17 protein-coding genes are annotated in these 19678 nt (G+C 31.8%); all 17 read right to left on the bottom strand.

Translation table 11 applies throughout. The features are described 5' to 3' along the window. Window positions 1-275: 275 nt before the first annotated feature. Window positions 276-1316: a recombinase RecA gene (gene recA / locus QO263_RS12230; protein WP_285621840.1), complete on the bottom strand. Its 1041-nt coding sequence runs from the start codon at window positions 1314-1316 to the stop codon at window positions 276-278. Window positions 1317-1429: 113 nt separating this feature from the next. After that, window positions 1430-2662, bottom strand: coding sequence for a competence/damage-inducible protein A (locus tag QO263_RS12225; protein ID WP_285621838.1), 1233 nt, complete (start codon window positions 2660-2662; stop codon window positions 1430-1432). 27 nt (window positions 2663-2689) lie between these two features. Next, window positions 2690-3235, bottom strand: coding sequence for a CDP-diacylglycerol--glycerol-3-phosphate 3-phosphatidyltransferase (gene pgsA, locus QO263_RS12220; RefSeq protein ID WP_285621837.1), 546 nt, complete (start codon window positions 3233-3235; stop codon window positions 2690-2692). Between the two features lie 63 nt (window positions 3236-3298). Then, window positions 3299-4342, bottom strand: coding sequence for a tRNA 2-selenouridine(34) synthase MnmH (gene mnmH / locus QO263_RS12215; RefSeq protein ID WP_285621832.1), 1044 nt, complete (start codon window positions 4340-4342; stop codon window positions 3299-3301). 37 nt (window positions 4343-4379) lie between these two features. Beyond that, window positions 4380-6680, bottom strand: a complete 2301-nt coding sequence (locus tag QO263_RS12210) for an FtsK/SpoIIIE family DNA translocase (protein ID WP_285621830.1) — start codon at window positions 6678-6680, stop codon at window positions 4380-4382. A 306-nt stretch (window positions 6681-6986) separates the two neighbouring features. Beyond that, complete coding sequence (locus tag QO263_RS12205) at window positions 6987-7739, bottom strand: ClpP family protease (RefSeq protein WP_285621827.1); 753 nt, start codon at window positions 7737-7739, stop codon at window positions 6987-6989. Window positions 7740-7878: 139 nt separating this feature from the next. Beyond that, window positions 7879-9078: an aspartate kinase gene (dapG, locus tag QO263_RS12200; RefSeq protein ID WP_285621823.1), complete on the bottom strand. Its 1200-nt coding sequence runs from the start codon at window positions 9076-9078 to the stop codon at window positions 7879-7881. 81 nt (window positions 9079-9159) lie between these two features. Further along, window positions 9160-9435, bottom strand: a complete 276-nt coding sequence (locus QO263_RS12195; protein ID WP_285621821.1) for a YlmC/YmxH family sporulation protein — start codon at window positions 9433-9435, stop codon at window positions 9160-9162. Window positions 9436-9566: 131 nt separating this feature from the next. Next, on the bottom strand, window positions 9567-10838 hold the full coding sequence (locus tag QO263_RS12190) for a M16 family metallopeptidase (RefSeq protein WP_285621819.1): 1272 nt from the start codon (window positions 10836-10838) through the stop codon (window positions 9567-9569). 62 nt (window positions 10839-10900) lie between these two features. Beyond that, window positions 10901-11617 (bottom strand): polysaccharide deacetylase family protein, encoded by a 717-nt coding sequence (locus QO263_RS12185; RefSeq protein ID WP_285621816.1) that lies wholly within the window; start codon window positions 11615-11617, stop codon window positions 10901-10903. Window positions 11618-11715: 98 nt separating this feature from the next. Next, window positions 11716-13821, bottom strand: coding sequence for a polyribonucleotide nucleotidyltransferase (locus QO263_RS12180; RefSeq protein WP_285621813.1), 2106 nt, complete (start codon window positions 13819-13821; stop codon window positions 11716-11718). A 107-nt stretch (window positions 13822-13928) separates the two neighbouring features. Beyond that, on the bottom strand, window positions 13929-14198 hold the full coding sequence (gene rpsO / locus QO263_RS12175; RefSeq protein ID WP_285621810.1) for a 30S ribosomal protein S15: 270 nt from the start codon (window positions 14196-14198) through the stop codon (window positions 13929-13931). 138 nt (window positions 14199-14336) lie between these two features. Beyond that, window positions 14337-15254 carry a bifunctional riboflavin kinase/FAD synthetase gene (locus QO263_RS12170; protein ID WP_285621807.1) on the bottom strand — a complete coding sequence of 306 codons (918 nt, stop codon included), beginning with the start codon at window positions 15252-15254 and terminating at the stop codon, window positions 14337-14339. Window positions 15255-15266: 12 nt separating this feature from the next. Then, entirely contained in the window at window positions 15267-16172 is a 906-nt protein-coding gene (gene truB / locus QO263_RS12165) for a tRNA pseudouridine(55) synthase TruB (protein WP_285621805.1), read from the bottom strand. A 6-nt stretch (window positions 16173-16178) separates the two neighbouring features. Next, complete coding sequence (locus tag QO263_RS12160; RefSeq protein WP_285621801.1) at window positions 16179-17162, bottom strand: DHH family phosphoesterase; 984 nt, start codon at window positions 17160-17162, stop codon at window positions 16179-16181. Continuing rightward, window positions 17155-17532 carry a 30S ribosome-binding factor RbfA gene (gene rbfA / locus QO263_RS12155; RefSeq protein WP_285621798.1) on the bottom strand — a complete coding sequence of 126 codons (378 nt, stop codon included), beginning with the start codon at window positions 17530-17532 and terminating at the stop codon, window positions 17155-17157. Before rbfA ends, QO263_RS12160 begins: the two co-directional genes overlap by 8 nt. Window positions 17533-17570: 38 nt before the next feature. Continuing rightward, a complete protein-coding gene (gene infB / locus QO263_RS12150) occupies window positions 17571-19664 on the bottom strand; it encodes a translation initiation factor IF-2 (RefSeq protein WP_285621795.1) in 2094 nt (697 codons plus the stop codon). Between the last annotated feature and the right edge of the window lie 14 nt (window positions 19665-19678).

Raw genomic sequence — 19678 nt, 5'->3', positions numbered from 1 at the left:
ACAATAAGCAGATTAATAAAAATATAAACCGAGTAATCTCGGCTTATGAGATCTACGTATTATCTTTTAGAATGTTTTTTATGTTACATTAATAAGTATATTGCTATACGATTTAATTTTATTACTTTTTAATTTATATGTCAAGTAAATAAAGCTGTCTCCCAACTCAAAATTATTTGCTTGCTACTGCTCACATATATTTTCTGACAAAAGCATTCAGAAAATCGGATTAGGTCATAAAAAAATGGCGTGTTATTCGCCATTCTTATAAAATATTATTTCTTATCTTCTTCTTTACTTGTATCTATTAATTTATTGATTTGGGCAGGACTTTGCAGGTTGTATTTTTCCCTTATTTTTGCTTCTATTTCATTAGCTATTTCAGCATTATCACGTAAAAAATCTTTAGCATTTTCTCTTCCCTGTCCTAATCTATTGGATTCGTAGCTATACCAAGAACCAGATTTATTAATAATTTCAGCTGCAACTCCCACATCTAATATGTTTCCTTCTTTTGAAATCCCTGTTCCATACATAATATCGAACTCAGCTTGTTTAAAAGGAGGAGCTACCTTATTTTTAACCACTTTAACTCTAGTTCTATTACCAATGATATCTTCTCCCTGTTTTAAAGATTCAACTCTTCTAACGTCTAGTCTTACAGAGGCATAAAACTTTAAGGCCCTACCTCCAGTAGTTGTTTCAGGATTTCCGAACATAACACCGACTTTTTCTCTAAGCTGATTAATGAATATAGCTATGGTATTAGATTTCTTTATGGCTCCTGCTAATTTTCTTAGGGCTTGAGACATTAGTCTTGCTTGTAAACCAATATGGCTATCTCCCATTTCACCTTCAATTTCTGCTTTAGGAACTAGAGCAGCAACTGAATCCACTACTACAACATCAACAGCTCCACTTCTAACTAAGGCTTCAGCAATCTCCAAAGCTTGTTCCCCAGTATCTGGTTGAGATACTATTAATTCTTCAATATTGACACCAAGATTCTTTGCATAGCTAGGGTCTAGAGCATGTTCTGCATCGATAAAAGCAGCTGTTCCGCCTATTTTTTGTACTTCTGCTATGGAATGCAGAGCTACAGTCGTCTTACCTGAAGATTCTGGTCCATAAATTTCTATTATTCTTCCCTTTGGAAGTCCTCCAATTCCTATTGCAATATCTAAATCAAGAGAGCCTGTAGAGACTGCTTCAACATTAAGCTTTGAATCTTCACCTAATTTCATTATAGAGCCTTTACCAAATTGCTTTTCTATTTGGCTTATGGCCATTTCTAATGCTTTCTTTTTTTCTAGCATAAAGTATTCCCAGAAATTCTGGGATTCACCACCCTTACCCGTATTCGAACAAACGTTCTATTGTAATTATATAACAATGCTTAATAATAGTCAAACAGAAAATATTGAATTTATTAAATTAAATCTAGAAGATATTTTCTAACTAAATCAAATACAAGTTTTGCAGATCTAAGTCTATTGCTTTCTCTATTGCCGTTAAATTTTTTTTCAACCACTACATATCTATCCTTAGCAGCAAGACATACATACACTAGCCCTGTTGGCTTAGTTTCAGATTCTCCAGTAGGACCAGCTATTCCAGTAATAGATACACTTATATCTATTGGACATTTTCTTAGTAGCCCTTGTGCCATTTCAATGGCAGTCTCTTTGCTTACCGCTCCATAGCTATTTAGAGTGCTCTCTTTGACGTCAACTTCTTCTACCTTTGATAGATTACTATAAGTTATATAGGACCTTTCTAAGGTCTTAGAGGCACCTGGAATACTTGCCAGCATAGAGGTAGTAAGTCCAGCAGTACATGATTCACAGAATCCTATTTTAAGCTTTCTATGGGTAAGCATTTTAAATACTACTTCCTCTATACTTTCATTATTATAGCTGTAAATATACTCCTTAATCCTCTTATCTAACTCAGTTTGCATGTCATCAAGCAATCCATCAGCTTTAGTTGCACAATCTGCCTTTGCAGTAATTCTTATATCTACTTGTCCATTACTTGCATATGTTGCAATTGTTGGATTGGATTGAGTGTTTATTAAATCAATTATTTTCTCTTCCAATGATGATTCACCAATGCCAATTGTTTTAATTACTCTTGACCTAATCGTATTATTTGAACTATTATCAAGCCTTGGCATTGCATATTTATTGAACATAAGTGTTAGTTCATTAGGAGGACCAGGAAGCAGTATTATTATTTTATTATCTATTTCAATATAAAATCCGGGTGCAGTGCCTACATCATTTTTTAGTATTATACTGTTTTCTGGAACATAGGCTTGTTTTTTATTCGATTCAGGTATTTGCTTATTAGTAAAAAAACAGTTTATATCCTCTACTATTTGTTCATCTAAATATAAAGCCTTATTTATAGCTTTACATACAGCTTCTTTGGTACAATCATCTTCTGTAGGTCCAAGTCCTCCAGAATAAATCAAAATATCAGCCCTATTTAAAGCACTAATAGTAGTATCCATAATTCTTTGCATATTATCTCCCACAGTAGTCTGATAATATACATCTATTCCAATCTCTGCAAGCTTTTCAGATAAAAATTTTGCATTAGTGTTAGTGATATTACCTAATAGTAATTCGGTTCCTACGCAAATTATTTCAGCCTTCATACTCTCACCTCTTTAGTACCTCTCACGTTATTTATTGCTTACTAGAAATACTTTTCTGTTAACATAGAAGTAATCAATACCAGAAACAATTGTAAAAATAACTGCCAATGCTAAGGACAATTTATCAAAAGGAATACCTACTCTATTAAAAGGATAATTATTGATAAGTAATGAAACAATAGTTACAATCTGGGTAATTGTCTTAATTTTTCCCCACCAGCTTGCTGCAATAGTGATACCTTCTGAAGCAGCTAAAACTCTTAACCCTGTGACTGCAAATTCTCTAGCGATGATAATAACAACAACCCAAGCAGGAACTTTGCTCATTTCCACTAGAGAGATTAATGCTGCTGAAACTAAAAGCTTATCAGCTAAAGGATCCATAAATTTCCCAAATTTAGTTATTTGATTTCTACTTCTTGCAATATATCCATCTAAGGTATCTGTTAGAGCTGCTATAATAAATATACCTGCTGCTATATAGTTCCCAAAGGGAATTTCAAATATAAGAAAAATCATAAAAATAGGAACTAATAGTATTCTAATTATCGTTAATTTATTAGCTAGATTCAAAATAAACATCCCCTATCTAATTATATAATACTCCGCAAAATAATGTTGTATATATTTAGTTCTTTAACACAATGTATTTACATACTCTGTTAATTCCTTTATTACATGCTCAATATCTGTATATTTAACAATCTTATCATATTTATCTAGTTTTTCTATAGAATACTTGTATAGTGGATCATAATAGCTTCTCATAAGTTCCCTTGCAATTACTGAATAATTTTTTTTGTTTAACTCTTCAATAAGAGTATTAGCCTTATCACCACCTATTTTTTTTCTTAGCTTGTCAATAGCTTCTTTAATCTCCATATCTTTAGTGCATGAGGTGCTGCTTACATAATCATCTACTATATTTTCTACTCTCTTTTCTAAAGTAGTTTCAATTAAAACATGATATCCATTTTCCATATCATGAAATAAAAATTCAGGCAGCACTGCTTTTCCTACTCTTTTACTTTCACTTTCCGTAAATACATAAACATCCTTAGTATTTTCAAGATTATTGAGTAGTAAAGATTCAAATTTCTTTTGAGAGTTAGATTCACCTTCAAATGCAATATTACCAAATACTGAACCAGCATTTCGGGCTAAGCTTTCTAAATCAAGCACTGATTTGCCAAGCTTTTCTAACATCTTAAGTATCTTTGTTTTACCAGCACCAGTATAACCATGTAAGACTATGAATTTATACTTTCCTTCATATTTTACTAGTTCCTCTAATACATATTTTCTATAGCTTTTGTATCCACCTCTTACTAAGAATAGATTTATTCCCATAGTATCTAATACATTGGCTACTGAGTTACTTCTCATTCCCCCTCTATAGCAGAACAATGCAACATGCTTATTATTTTTTTCAATATTTTTTGCCTTTTCATAGAATTCTACAAGCTTAGCTGAAGCATATTTTAGACCAATTTTTTTTGCTTCATCCTTATCAACTTGGGTATAAATATAACCTACATGTTCACGTTCACTATTATTAAGAATAGGTACATTAATTGCACCTGGGATTGTGTCAATTTCGTATTCACTTTCACTTCTTACGTCAATAAAAGCCAGATCTTTTAGAGGCAATGCATCCTCAATATTTATTTCCCTTATCAATAGTTCACCTTCTTAAACAACAATTTAGCTTTAGTTATTAATCATTCTCATAATCTTCTTTGGTAATTAAGACCTTTCGAGGTTTACTTCCTTCGTAGCCTCCTACAACTCCTCTTTCCTCCATCTCATCAATAATACGTGCTGCTCTAGCATAGCCTATTTTTAATCTGCGTTGAAGTAAGGATATAGAGGCTTGACCTTCATCAATTACTATATCAATAGCATTTGGTAACAGTTCATCAGATTCGCTTGTACTCTGTTTAAAATTATTATTTATTTCCCCAATAATTTTTTCTTCGTACTGTGCACTACACTGACCTTTTAAATATTCAACTAATCCATTAATTTCTTCCTCACTAATAAATGCTCCTTGTATTCTGACAGGCTTTGATTCGCCAACTGGATAAAAAAGCATATCTCCTTTACCAAGTAATTTTTCTGCGCCTCCCATGTCAAGTATAGTTCTAGAATCTGCTTGGGATGATACTGCAAAAGAAATTCTTGAAGGTATATTGGCTTTAATAGTTCCAGTAATGATATCTACTGATGGCCTCTGAGTTGCTACGATTAGGTGTATTCCTGCAGCTCTAGCCATTTGAGCAAGCCTACATATATAATCTTCAACCTCAGAAGCAGAAACCATCATTAAATCAGCTAACTCATCTATGATTATTACAAGCTTAGGAAGCTTTTCCATTTCTATATTATCTTCTGCCTTATTATTATATGAGTCTAAATCTCTTACACTATTCTTGGCAAAAAGATTATATCTTCTAGTCATCTCTTGAACTGCCCAATTAAGAGAAAATGCTGCTTTTTTGGGGTCTGTAACAACAGGAACTAATAAATGTGGCACACCATTATATACGCTTAGCTCAACAACTTTAGGATCAATAAGCATTAGCTTTACTTCATCTGGCTTTGCTTTAAAGAGAATACTCGTTATTAAAGTATTTATACAGACACTCTTTCCTGAACCTGTTGCTCCTGCAATTAGTAAATGCGGCATTTTTTCTATATTAGCAACCATTGGTTTACCAGCAATATCCTTGCCTAAAGCAAAAGGTATACGAGTATCTAACTCATTATATTCTTTTGATTCCAGTATTTCTTTTAAGCCTACACCTACTTTATTCTTATTTGGAACTTCAATTCCAATAGCAGATTTCCCTGGTATAGGTGCTTCCATTCTAATATCTGATGATGCTAAGCTCAATGCTATATCATTAGTCAAGCTTACTATCTTACTTACTTTTACACCAGGAGCAGGTTGTATCTCATACCTCGTAATGCTAGGTCCAATACTTACTTGAAGTATTTTTGCTTCAATTCCGAAATTGTTTAAAGTATCGATTAATTTATTAGCATTTAAAAGTACCTCTTTTTTTTCTATGCTTTTCACGTTTGTTTTTATCTCTTTAAGCAGTTCTGTATATGGTAGTTTGTAGTCCTCATAATTTTCTTGCTTTTGGCCTTCAGATATATTGATATTCATATCTTCTTTTTCTAATATTTCATCCCTGTTTTTTTCAGTAGTTTTCATGGATTCTTCTGTTACTTTAGTGTAATCTAAAACCCTAATCTTACTATCAACTTCATTAGAAACAGTAATAATATCATTAGTACTAGCATCTTCGTTTTCTCTAATTATGTTCTTTAAAATTACACTATCCTTTTTATCATTCTTATTGGAATTCTTTTTCCCATTATCTTCTATGTAAACAAAACCCATTATATTTTTAAGGCCTGTTTTTATTAAAGCAGCAGTTCTTTTACAAATACCCCTTAACATATCTATAACACTTATATCTGTAAATAACAGAAAGGATATTAAAACCATTGCAATGATTACAACATAAGAACCAATAGTTCCAAATAAGCTTAAAAATATATAAGAAAAGGAAGAGCCAATAATTCCGCCACCTGTAGCTAATTTTTCTGAAGTAATGACAGAATTATTTACATCAATAGATAGCTTAACTCTATCAATAAAAGATAATCCCTCCACAAAAGGGAAGAAATTAATGTCTACAATAGTTAGAAAGCCAATATAGGCAATTATAATTGATATAGTTTTTTTTATATGCTCTATTTTGTTCGTTATAAATAGAAAACCAAGCAACAATACTATAGTGGGGAAAACATAGCCTCCTAAACCAGCTATTAATATTGAATATTTTCTTATTACTTCTCCAATGAAGCCTGTAGACTTATTATACATGCTTAATAGGGATAAAAGTCCTATAGCGATAATTAGTATTCCAGCTATCTCCATTTTAATGTTTCGTTTTGTTTTAACTCTATTCTTTGTAGCTACTCTGCCCTTTGCTTTAGTCATATAATCACCTCTATAATGTATTTCTACAGAGGAGGTTAAAATCCTTTAGTGAAAACAAATAATTCTTATGACAAAAAAATTGCCTATCTATGATTATAGCAGCGATTAACCATAGATAATTAGTTGCCAGTTTTTGTTTAGCCCTTGAAGAGACCTCCTACTATTGTAGACCCTAGTTTAGATATATCATGAGTAATAGCAATTCATAGAATGTTTCTTCCTCATATAGAGTAAAAGTGCTAATGGCCATCATTAACACTTTTACTTTGTAATTATAACATAATCCATATAAATATTCTATTCAAATTAACTCTCCTTATTCTTTTCCATAAGCTCTCTAAGCTTTTTTAAGGCATCAGTAAATCCACCAACAGCATTTATTAATCCATTATTGACTGCCTCTTCACCAATAAGGATAGTCCCGACGTCATTAGCGATTTCATCAGTATCATACATCAATTTCATAAGCATGTCTCTCTCTATATTTGAAGTTCTTAATATAAAATTTATTATTCTTTGCTGCATCTTTTCAAAATATCTAAATGTCTGAGGAACTCCTATGACTAACCCAGTCATACGAATAGGATGAATTGTCATTGTAGCTGTAGGTGTAATAAATGAATAATCACTGGAAGTAGCTAGAGGAACTCCAATACTGTGCCCACCTCCTAGAACAAGGGATACTTTTGGTTTACTTAAGCTGTTAATCATTTCTGCCAATGCTAAGCCTGCTTCAACATCTCCTCCAACAGTATTTAAGAATATTAAAATACCCTTAACTTCGGGATTCTGTTCGGCCGCTACTAGTAAAGGCATAATATGCTCATATTTTGTAGCCTTCTTTTGGGGAGGTGATACTAAATGTCCTTCAACTTCTCCAATTATTGAAATGAATTGTATATCCTGAGGAGTTGTTGGAATATTAGGTGTACCAAATGCTTTTAAATTTTCTATATCTTCATTGTCAGTATTTTGTTCCGAATTGCTTTCTTCTTGATCTCCACCGTTTTCTTCATTATTTAAAAATAGAAAATCAGAATTATATTTGTCTGCTGCCATTAATATTTCCTCCTTTGCACACTATAAATTAGTCAAGAAACAATTGTTAGTTTACTATTTATATAGTTTACGCTAAACACAGATTAATATGCTTAAGAAAAATTAAAAGCAAGCTATATAGCCTGCTAATAATATTTTTTTAATAAAATTCATTATGCAATGCATTTAAGGCCTTTTCTGTATCCTCTTCCCTAACAAGGCACCAGATAGTGGTATGAGAATCAGAAGATTGAAGGATTGAAACATTAACACTTAAAAGCGCGCCAATAATTCTAGCCATTACACCAGGTAATCCATTGATTTTATGTCCTATAATACTTATTTTACTGCAATTTTTGATTATCTTATATTTATATCCTTTAGCTTGCAGTATATTTTCAATAATTGGAACATTTTTTTCGTCTACTGTGAATACTTTTCTTTCTGTCAATAAGTTTATTAGATCTATACTAATTTTGTTATTGGCTATTAAATCTAATAGTTCTTTTAGATGTTCATCATTGTTATCGAGATATACAGTAATTTGAGTTCTGTTTTTCTTATAAGTAATTGCTGTTATAATATTGTCTATAGGATTAAGATTATCCTTTACTATATCATTAGGAGGCCCTATAATAGTACCTGTACTGTTATTTGTAATATTTTTAACTATTACTTTTATGTTGCATCTTTTGGCCACTTCTACTGCCTTGGGGTGTATAACTCCAGCTCCTTCTTCTACTAACTGATGTACCTCAGAATAACATATTTTTTTAATTAATTGTGCATTGGGAACTATTTTAGGGTCTGCAGTCATTACTCCTTCTACATCTGTATATATTTCTACACATTCACTTTCAATAGCTTCTCCAATTATTAAGGCACTTGTATCGCTTCCACCTCTTCCTAAAGTAGTGATTTCTCCATCCTTAGTTGCCCCTTGAAAGCCAGAAACTATAACTATATCCTCCTTTTTTAACATTTCTAAAATTTTATTGGGAATTACTTCTATAACATCTGCATCTCCAAAATTATTATCTGTTATAATTCCTGCTTGATAGCCAGTAAGTACTGTATTGCTATAGCCTGCGGTACTCATAAGATTTGATAAAATTGTAGCTGAAATTATCTCACCACAAGACATTAGCAAATCTAATTCCCTCTTCTGTGTATGTTTTTCATCAACTAAGTTTATTAGTGAATCAGTAGAATATGGATCACCTTTTCTTCCCATTGCAGAAACCACTGCCACAACCTTATATCCGGTCTTTATCTTTTCTATTATCCTGTCTACTACTTCCTTCCTATTCTTTTCATTTGCAACTGATGTACCCCCAAATTTTTGTACAATTATATTCATACTTTCACCTCTAATGTATATGAGTTGATGCACAATGTTTATCCATAGTTTATTATATGTTCTTTTGTATTAATTGTGATGTTATACGCTATATATCCTCTTATTTCTGTTTTCCTCGTCTAGCTCGATAATAATCATATCATTTCCGATTTTTCTTATTGAAGACCAGGGAATTTCTACTCCGCTTCTGTCATTGAAACCGAAAATTTTAATTTGACTTCTCCTATCAGGCACTAATAAAGCTAATATTTTTCCGCTTTTTTCATCGATAACTAAATCTGAATCTGCAATTATTCCTAATCTACCTCCATCATTTAAATTAACTATCTCCTTACCACCTAATTCACTTAATCTCATAAAATACCCTCCTCATTATTTTCGTTAGATTTTTTATAGATGTAATTTCTATATAATATGAAATAAATTATGAAATATGTTTTATCAATTATGATAAGGTCAATTATGACTTATAGCTTAAAAAAAGATTACTATTTGAAAAGTAATCTTTTTAATTTAATATCTATTTCTTCCTCGTTATCAAACTTACCTACATAAGCAATGTTGTATTTACTACTGTCAAATATTCTATTAACTACTCTAGTAATATCCTTTAACTCTACCTTATCTATTTTTGAAGCTATTTCTTGGGAAGAAATTACTTTACCTAATAAAAGCTCTGACTTACCTATTGAAGTCATACGACTAGATGTACTTTCAAGCCCTAAAATATAATTACCTTTCAATTGTTCTTTGGATTTATAAATCTCCTCTTCAGATAAATAGTCCTTTTTAATTATATTTATATTTTCCATAATTATATCTATTACTTCCACAAAATAATCAGGATTTAACGCAGCATAGATGGTAAATATGCCTGTGTCTTTATATGATGATGGATAGGAATATATCGAATATACTAATCCCTTATCTTCTCTAATATCCTGGAATAATCTAGAGCTCATGCTTCCACCAAATATATTATTTAGTATCAGTAGTGCATAAAGGTCATCCTGCCCTTGAGGAATCCCTTCTGTTCCTATACAAAAATGTAATTGTTCAATGTCTTTTTTCTTTTTAGATATATTATGATATATTATTGGTTTATCATATTTTTCAATTAAGCTTCTTTTTGGTTTCCATTCAGCAAAATATCTTTTAATCATCTCTATAGTTGAATTAAAATCAAAATTCCCCGCAATAGATATAACTGTATTAGAAGGTATATAGAAGCTCTCAAAATAACTAATTAATTCTTCTCTTGTTATATTCTCCAGTGACTCTTTACTTCCCAGAATAGGAAAAGATAATGAATTCTCATTAAAAATAGTTTGTGATAATAAATCATGTACTAAATCTTCTGGAGAATCCTCGTACATTTTTATTTCCTCATATATAACAGATTTTTCTTTAATAATTTCCTCACTATCAAACAATGAGTTAAAAAGCATATCAGATAATACATCAATAGCTATATCAATGTGATTATCTAATACTTTAGCATAGTAACAAGTACACTCTTTACTAGTAAATGCGTTGATTTGACCTCCAATATTATCTATGCTTTCAGCTATTTCTTTTGCACTTCTATTCTTTGTACCTTTAAACAACATATGTTCTATAAAATGGGATACCCCATTGTTTTGCTTATTTTCTTTTCTAGAGCCTGCTTCCACCCATATCCCAATGGATACTGATTTAACGTATGGGATATATTCTGTAACAATCCGAAGGCCATTATCTAAGGTTATTTTATTATACATATTCTCCTCCTAAGCTAATTATTGCATACTATTTTGCAACAAAAATATAATTTATTACATTTTCATTTTATTATATCACTTATAGATCCTATTTTGTAACCCTTATCTTTAAGATTTTGAATTATCACAGGTAATGCTTTAACTGTTTCCTCTTTAGGATGCATTAAAACTATTGCTGAATTGTGATGTTTACCTATGACCCTATTTATTATTTTATCTTTTGTACTGTCATTTCTCCAATCTATTGTATCAATACTCCACATAATTAGCTTGTATTCTAAATCAGTAGCAGCCCTCACAGTGTAGTCATTATATGCTCCAGAGGGAGGAGCAAAATACTTAGATTTTATTCCAAGTATTTCACTTATTATTAGATCTGCTTTTTGTATTTCCTTTTTATTATCCTCATAATTCAAAGTATTGTAATCTCTGTGAAAATATCCATGATTTCCAATCTCATGTCCATTCTCATATATGGTTTTCAATAATTCTGGATTTTTTTCTGCCCACCGTCCCGTAACGAAAAAAGTTATTTTAATATCACTTTCTCTAAAAATATCTAGCATGCCTGGTATACATTCGTTTCCCCAATCTACATTACATGCAAAAGCAATTATCTTTTCATCAATAGTGCCTTTATAGTAGACATCATCATTGTTAAAAATATCCTTTGTTTTTGTAGTGAAGTTAAAGCTGAAGAAGATAATTAATGCTAAAATCGCTAGGATTGCTATTAATGCTATAAGCATAGTTTTGAATCTTATATAGATTATTTTCATAAAATGCCTCCCATTTTAATAGTGTGATATACTATATAAGTATTCTTAGATTTTAAAAATATAATAAAAAAAAGACATAAACCTTTAGGCTCATGTCCTTATTTTTGTTCACCCTCATTTTTCTCTTCATTTGGAAGTGCATCTTTTCTAGAAAGGTTTACTCTACCTTGATTATCTATTTCTGTTACCTTTACTAATATTTCATCTCCAACTGATAAAACATCTTCTACTTTATTTATTCTCTCTCTTGCTATATTTGATATATGAACTAAGCCTTCTTTTCCACTTAATACTTCTACAAAGGCACCAAAAGGCATTATTCTAGTCACCTTTCCTAGGTATATTTTACCTACCTCTATTTCCTCTACTATTTTCTCTATCATTTTCATAGCTTTTTTTCCAAATTCAATATTATTTGCTGCTATGATTACTTTTCCGTCATCTTCAATATCTATTTTAACTCCTGTTTCATCAATAATCTTATTAATTATCTTTCCGCCAGGACCAATGATATCTCTTATTTTATCTGGGTTTACAGTCATTGTTAATATTCTAGGAGCATAAGGAGATAAATCTTTTCGTGGTTCCGAAATGACTTCACTCATCTTATTAAGAATAAATAGTCTCCCTACCCTTGCTTTTTCTAGTGCATTTTTAAGTATTTCTTTATCAATACCTGCTATTTTTATATCCATCTGTATAGCTGTTATACCCTTTTCTGTTCCAGCAACTTTGAAGTCCATATCACCTAGGAAATCTTCCATTCCTTGAATATCTGTTAATATTACTACTTTTTCTTCAGACTTTATTAGACCCATTGCAATACCAGCTACCGGTGCAGTTATAGGTACTCCTGCATCTAATAAGGCTAAAGTACTTCCACAAACACTTGCCTGTGATGTAGAGCCATTTGAGCTTAATACTTCTGAAACCAATCTTATTGTATAAGGGAACTTTTCAACACTAGGAATAACTGGTTCAAGAGCTCTCTCTGCTAATGCACCATGGCCTATTTCTCTTCTTCCAGGACCTCTTAAAAATCTTGTCTCTCCAACACTATAAGGAGGAAAATTGTAGTGATGCATATATCTTTTTTCTTCTTCTTCTCCAAGTCCATCTATAATTTGAACATCTCCAGCAGCTCCTAGGGTTGCAACAGTTAAAACTTGAGTCTGTCCTCTAGTAAACAATCCAGAGCCATGAGTCCTTGGTAATATCCCTACTTCACTAGTAATTTTTCTTATTTCATCTACATGTCTATTATCTGGCCTAATTCCCTCTTCAACAATAAGCTTTCTAACTTCTTCTTTAACAATATTATATAGCACTTCTTCAATATCAGTAGCATTTTCAGGATATTCCTCAATGAAATACTCAAATGTTTCCTTTTTTACATTATCTATATTTTCTTGTCTCTCTTGTTTATCTTCTGTTCTTATAGCATTTAGCATTTTATCTCTAGCATATCCTATTATTGCTTCTTCAATTTCTTTATCTGCATGAAAAGCTTTATATTCTTTTTTAGGCTTACCTACTTCTTTACTGATTTCATTAATAAATTGACATATTTTCTTTATTTCATCATGTCCAGTCATTATTGCATCTAGCATCACAGCTTCATCTATTTCATTTGCTCCAGCCTCAACCATCATTACCGCTTCTTCAGTTCCGGACACAATTAAACTCAATGCAGATTTTTCTCTTTGTTCGCAAGTAGGATTGATAATAAGCTTATTATCAATTAAGCCGATTGCTACTGCACCAGTAGGACCGTTAAAAGGTATATCTGATATAGTAAGAGCAATAGACGCACCTACCATAGACACTATATCAGGAGTACAATCTTGATCAACTGATAAAACAGTGACAATTACTTGCACATCATTTCTAAAATCCTTTGGGAATAGAGGCCTGATTGGTCTATCAATAAGCCTTGAAGTTAAAATTGCTTTTTCACTAGGCTTACCTTCCCTCTTAATAAATCCTCCAGGTATTTTCCCCGCTGCATAAAGTCTCTCTTCATAATCAACACTTAAGGGGAAAAAGTCAATACCTTCTCTTGGTTCTTTTGAAGCTGTAGCTGTAGCTAATACAACAGTATCGCCATATCTAACTAAGCATGAACCACCAGCCTGTTCTGCTACCTTACCTATTGTAACCGAAAGCTTTCTTCCACTTATAGTACTTTCAAAAGTTCTCTCCATGTTCTACCTCCTTCAATATGTATATTATACATTATTTATTATTGCCTCGAAAGCATAAAAAAAACAAATCATAGAATAAATTAATAGAGCGGGTATCCCCGCTCTTATTAACGTCTTAAACCTAATTTTTCTATAAGGTTACGATATCTTTCAATGTCAGTTTTCTCTAAATAATTTTGTAATCCTCTTCTTTGACCTACCATTTTTAGCAGACCTCTTCTAGAATGGTGGTCTTTCTTATGAGCTTTTAAATGCTCATTAAGCTTGTTAATTCTGTGTGTTAAAATTGCAATTTGAACTTCAGGTGAACCTGTGTCACCCTCATGTACTCTGTACTCTTCAATAATTTTTGCTTTTTCTTCTTTACTTAAATTCATTTTGTTTCCTCCTTAATATTGTGTTTCACCTTAAGCCAAGTATGCAGTCGAGGCTACTGTAAACTTAGCATGAGGTATTGTCAATCCTAATTGTACCATATCAAATATATCTTGTAAATATATAAATATATTTTTCTATCAATCTGAATTACTTGTTATTTCATGAATATCTTTCATGACCTGCTTTTTTAATTCATCTTTACTAGAAAATTTTTTCTCTTTTCTAATAAAATCCACTAGTTGAATTTCAATCTTTTTATCATATATATTTTCGTCAAAATCAATTATATGAGTTTCAATACTAAAGCCAACATCATTAAAAGTCGGATTGCTTCCTATATTTGTAATACTCAAATATTCTTTCCCGTCAATATATGTAAATGATTTATAAACCCCAAATTTGGGAATTTGATAATCTGTGTCCATTTTTAAATTAGCTGTAGCAAAGCCTAATCCCTTACCTCTACCTTTTCCTTTAACTATGGTTCCGCAAATAGCAAAAGGTCTTCCCAGCAATGTATTAGCTTCCTTTATAAGTCCATCCCTAATTAGTTTCCTTATATATGAGCTACTAATTATCTTATTATTCTTAGTTATTGACTCTATGATCATTACTTCAAAGCCAAATTCATTGCCTGCTTTTATTAAAAATTCTCCATCCCCTTGTGCTTTATAGCCAAACCTATGATCAAAGCCTATGACTACTAGCTTTGTCCTTAGTTTTTCAACAAGTATATTCCTCACAAATTCATAAGGTGACATATGCATTAGGTCTTCTGTAAAATCAACTAAATATAATAATTCAATTCCAATACTCTCAAATAATAAAACCTTTTGTTCATTGCTCGTAAGTATATTATTTGTTTTGTTAGTTTTAAACTGAACTAATGAATCATTATTAAAAGTAAAGACAGATTTAGTCAAACCTTTTTCATTAGCTTTTTTCTTCATTTCTTCTATTAAATACTGATGCCCTAAATGTAGACCATCAAAATTTCCAAGAGCTACAGCAGTATTTTCCTTTACATTTGTCCTAGTATCTAGTAAGATTTTCATTGTCAATCACCTTTATATAAAAACTTTGTCCATTTTTAAGATTGTGTTATCAGAGCTTTTTTCAATTAAACCCATTCCTATAAATAAATCATCGCAATATACTCGTATTCCTCTTTCAACATTATGAAAATTGGACTCAAGAGAATTGTAATTAAGTTGTATTTTCCCACCATTTTTTAATATATTATAATAATTTTTATGAATATTTATAGAGCTATAGTGTCTAAGTGCATTATCTAAAGGCATAATAATACTATCTAGTCTACTGTTATAGGTGTACTCTTGTATTTCTTCAATAGTATACGCATTGTCAATGCTAAAGTCTCCTACTTGAGTTCTTAACAAAAATGTCATACAGCCTAAGGTTCCAAGTTTTCTGCCAATATCTTTACACAAAGTTCTTATATAAGTTCCCTTTGAACATTCTACATCAAAAAGAATTCTTTTATTATCATAATTTCTTAACATACTTATATTATGAATTACTATCTCTCTAGGCTTTCTTTCTACAGTTTTCCCCTCTCTAGCCAGTTCATATAGCTTCCTGCCATTATGCTTTAATGCGGAATACATGGGAGGAATCTGATTTGTTTTTCCTTTAAAACCATCAAGTACTTCTTCAATTTCATTAGATGTAATATTAGGTATACTCATTCTATCAATAATTTCTCCATACTTATCCTGAGTATCGGTTTCATAGCCTAAAGTTAATTCTGCTCTATATATCTTTGTAAAATCATCAAAGTACTCAACAACTCTCGTAGCTTTTCCAATACAAATAGGCAGCACACCAGCCGCATTAGGATCTAGGGTACCAGTGTGCCCAACTCTTTTGATGTTAAATGTTTTTCTAATAAAACTCACAATATCATGAGATGTCATACCTGGAGGCTTCAAAACATTAATAATTCCATTCATATGAGATCACCTTAATGCCTTTTCTATTTCTTCTAATATCAATATCTTTCCTTCTTCTATGCTAGAGTATAATGTACATCCAGAAGCTTTCACATGCCCTCCACCATTAAAGTTCTTTGCGATCACTGACACATCAGCATAGTTTTTTGATCTAAAGCTGACTTTAATCAATTTATCGTCAATTTCTTTAATAATACAAGCAATTTCCACTCCATCAATGTCTCTAATAAAATCTATTATTATATCAGCATCATTTATAGTCGCATTGCATTTTCTTATCATTTCTCTAGTCACTACAACTAAAGCAATTTTTTTATGTTTAAGTAATTCCAAAGTGTTAAGACTTGCTATAAGCAAATTTGTTTTTTCAATGCTTCTACTTTGATAAAGATTAATATTAATAAGATTAATATCAATCCCTATGTTAAGCAGACCAGATACTATCATATGGGTAACTGGAGTAGTATTATCATATTTAAAACTCCCAGTATCAGTGGATATCGCTACATAAAGTGAAGTTGCAATATCCTTGTCAAGCTTTACCTTCATGAGTTCTAAAAAACGATAAATCATTTCTCCAGTTGAGCTAGAACATGGATCAACAACATTTATATCACCAAAACCTTTATTAGTCACATGATGATCTATATTTATAATGAAATCAATGGATTCCAGTAAAGCTTTATTGATTCCTATTCGCTCCATATCTCCACAATCTAAAGCAATTAGCAAGTCTATTTTTTCAACTGAAATTTCTTTTTGAATTAAGTCTATACCCAGCAAAAACATTAAATTATTAGGTATTTCATCAGGTATCAACATTGTAATATTTCTATAGCCATTTCTTTTTAGAGCTAATCCTAGAGCCAATACAGATCCAATGCTGTCTCCATCAGGATTTACATGGGAGACGATACATATATTGTTATTGTTGTTATGATTAATTACAGAGAGGGCTTCTCTTAAAAGCATTTCCCTGTTATCATTCATCTTCAATACTTCCTTTATTGTCGCTACTGTCCTTCATATCATTTAATAATTTTGATATTTTAAAGCCATGCTCAATAGATTTATCTAAGTAAAATAGCGGTTCTGGAGTGTATCTTAAATTTAAGTTCTTTCCAATTTCCTTTCTGATAAAACCTTTCCCGCTTTCCAAGCCTTTTAAAGTTTCTTCCTTATCAAGCTGGCTTCCTAACACACTTATATAAATCTTAGCATACCTTAAGTCCCTAGTTACTTCGACATCTGTTACACTTGTCATAGAGGAAATTCTTGGGTCCTTTAATTCCGACATTATGACATTACTCACAATTTTTTTTATTTCTTCTGAAATCCTTCCTAACCTTTTTAAACTCATAGAAGTCACCTATCCTCTTTTTCCTTTATGCTTTATATTTACCTTTTTATTTCTTCTAAGGTATATGCTTCTATTACATCTCCCTCTTTAACGTCATTATATCCTTCGATGCCTAGTCCACCTTCGTATCCAGTCAATATTTCTCTAACATCATCCTTAAATCTCTTTAGCGAAGAAATTGACCCTTCATGTATTACTATGTTATCCCTTAGAAGCCTAACCTTAGCATTTCTTAACACCTTTCCTTGTTGTACGTATACTCCAGCTACTACACCAACATTCGGCACCTTAAATGTAGCCCTAACCTCTGCTCTTCCAAGAACTACTTCACGGTATTCAGGAGCAAGCATACCCTTAATGGCAGCTTCAATATCTTCAATGGCATTATATATTACTCTATACGTTCTTACGTCAACATTTTCCCTATTTGCAATATCCATAGCCGCATTGGTAGGTCTTACATTAAACCCAATCACTATGGCATTTGAAGCTGAAGCCAACATAATATCACTTTCAGTTATTGCCCCCACTCCTCCATGAATTGGATTTACCTTCACCTCTTCAATACTCAGCTTTTCTAATGATTGTTTTACTGCCTCTATGGATCCCTTTACGTCAGCTTTAATGATAATATTTAAATCCTTGACCTCACCTTGCTTTATTCTTTCAAATAGATCGTCAAGAGAAACTTTTTGGTTAACCTTTAGTTGCTCATTTCTAATAATCTCTTTTTTGCGTTCAGATATTTCTCTTGATTTTTTGTCATCTTCAACTGCATATAGGTGTTCTCCAGCTTCTGGAACCTCAGATAATCCAAGTATTTCAACTGGAGTAGATGGACCTGCTTTTTTTACTCTCTTTCCTTTATCATCAAGCATTGCTCTTACTTTCCCGTGAGCAGCGCCTGCTACTACAGAATCTCCAACACTAAGGGTACCTTTTTGTACTAATACAGTGGCAACTGGACCTCTGCCCTTATCTAATTTAGCCTCTATTATAGTTCCAACTGCCTTTCTATTGGGATTTGCCTTTAATTCCTGCATTTCTGCTACTAATAATATCATCTCTAATAATTCATCTATTCCTATTCTCTTAAGTGCGGATACAGGTACAAATATTGTATCCCCACCCCATTCTTCAGGTATTAGGCCATATTCAGTCAGTTCTTGTTTGACTCTATCTGGATTAGCCTCTTCCTTATCGGTTTTGTTTACTGCAACTATTATTGGAACATTAGCTGCTTTAGCATGATTTAAAGCCTCTATAGTTTGAGGCATTACACCATCATCTGCTGCCACTACAAGAATAGCTATATCTGTTATCTGTGCACCTCTTGCTCTCATAGAAGTAAAAGCCTCATGACCAGGTGTATCTAAAAAAACAACTTTCTTATTATTTATCGTTACAGCTGAAGCCCCGATATGTTGTGTTATACCACCGGCTTCTCTTTGGGTAACATGAGTTTCTCTTATGGCATCTAATAGTGAAGTCTTACCATGATCTACGTGCCCCATAACGGTTACAACTGGCGGTCTTAATTTTAAGCTCTCTTCTGAATCCTCATAATCTAAATTATCATATATGTTATCTTCTTCTTCTTGCTCTTCTATTTGATCAGTAAGTTTCAACTCACAATTAAATTCTGAGGCCACTATACTGGCTGTATCAAAATCAATTTCTTGATTTATTCCTGCCATAACACCTAATGCAATTAATTTTGCAATTAATTGAGTAGAATTTATATCCATCTTTTCAGCTAATTCTTTAACTTGAACTTTATTGTCTATTTCAATGATTTTAGGCTCTTTATTATTCAATTCGTTATTATCCTTTTCTTTGGTTTTGTTTATATTTTCTTTTTCTTCAGTTTTCTTTACTTTCTTAGGCTTTGAAGCAGAGGCCTTTTTTTCATAAATATCTTCATCAAAAACCTCTTCTAAATCTTCATTCTCGCCATCTTTATTCTCTTTATCTTCATCTTGAATATATTCCTTAAGAAGCTCAGCTTCTTCTTTATCTACAGAACTCATATGACTCCCAACTTTCATGTTCAGTTCATCCAACTTATCCATTAATTCTTTAGTTGATATTCCTATTTCTTTGGCTAATTCATATACTCTTATTTTAGTCAAACTATACACCCCCA

The sequence above is a fragment of the Proteiniborus sp. MB09-C3 genome (assembly GCF_030263895.1).
Taxonomy (GTDB): domain Bacteria; phylum Bacillota; class Clostridia; order Tissierellales; family Proteiniboraceae; genus Proteiniborus.
This window is presented reverse-complemented; position numbering and strand designations above follow the sequence as displayed.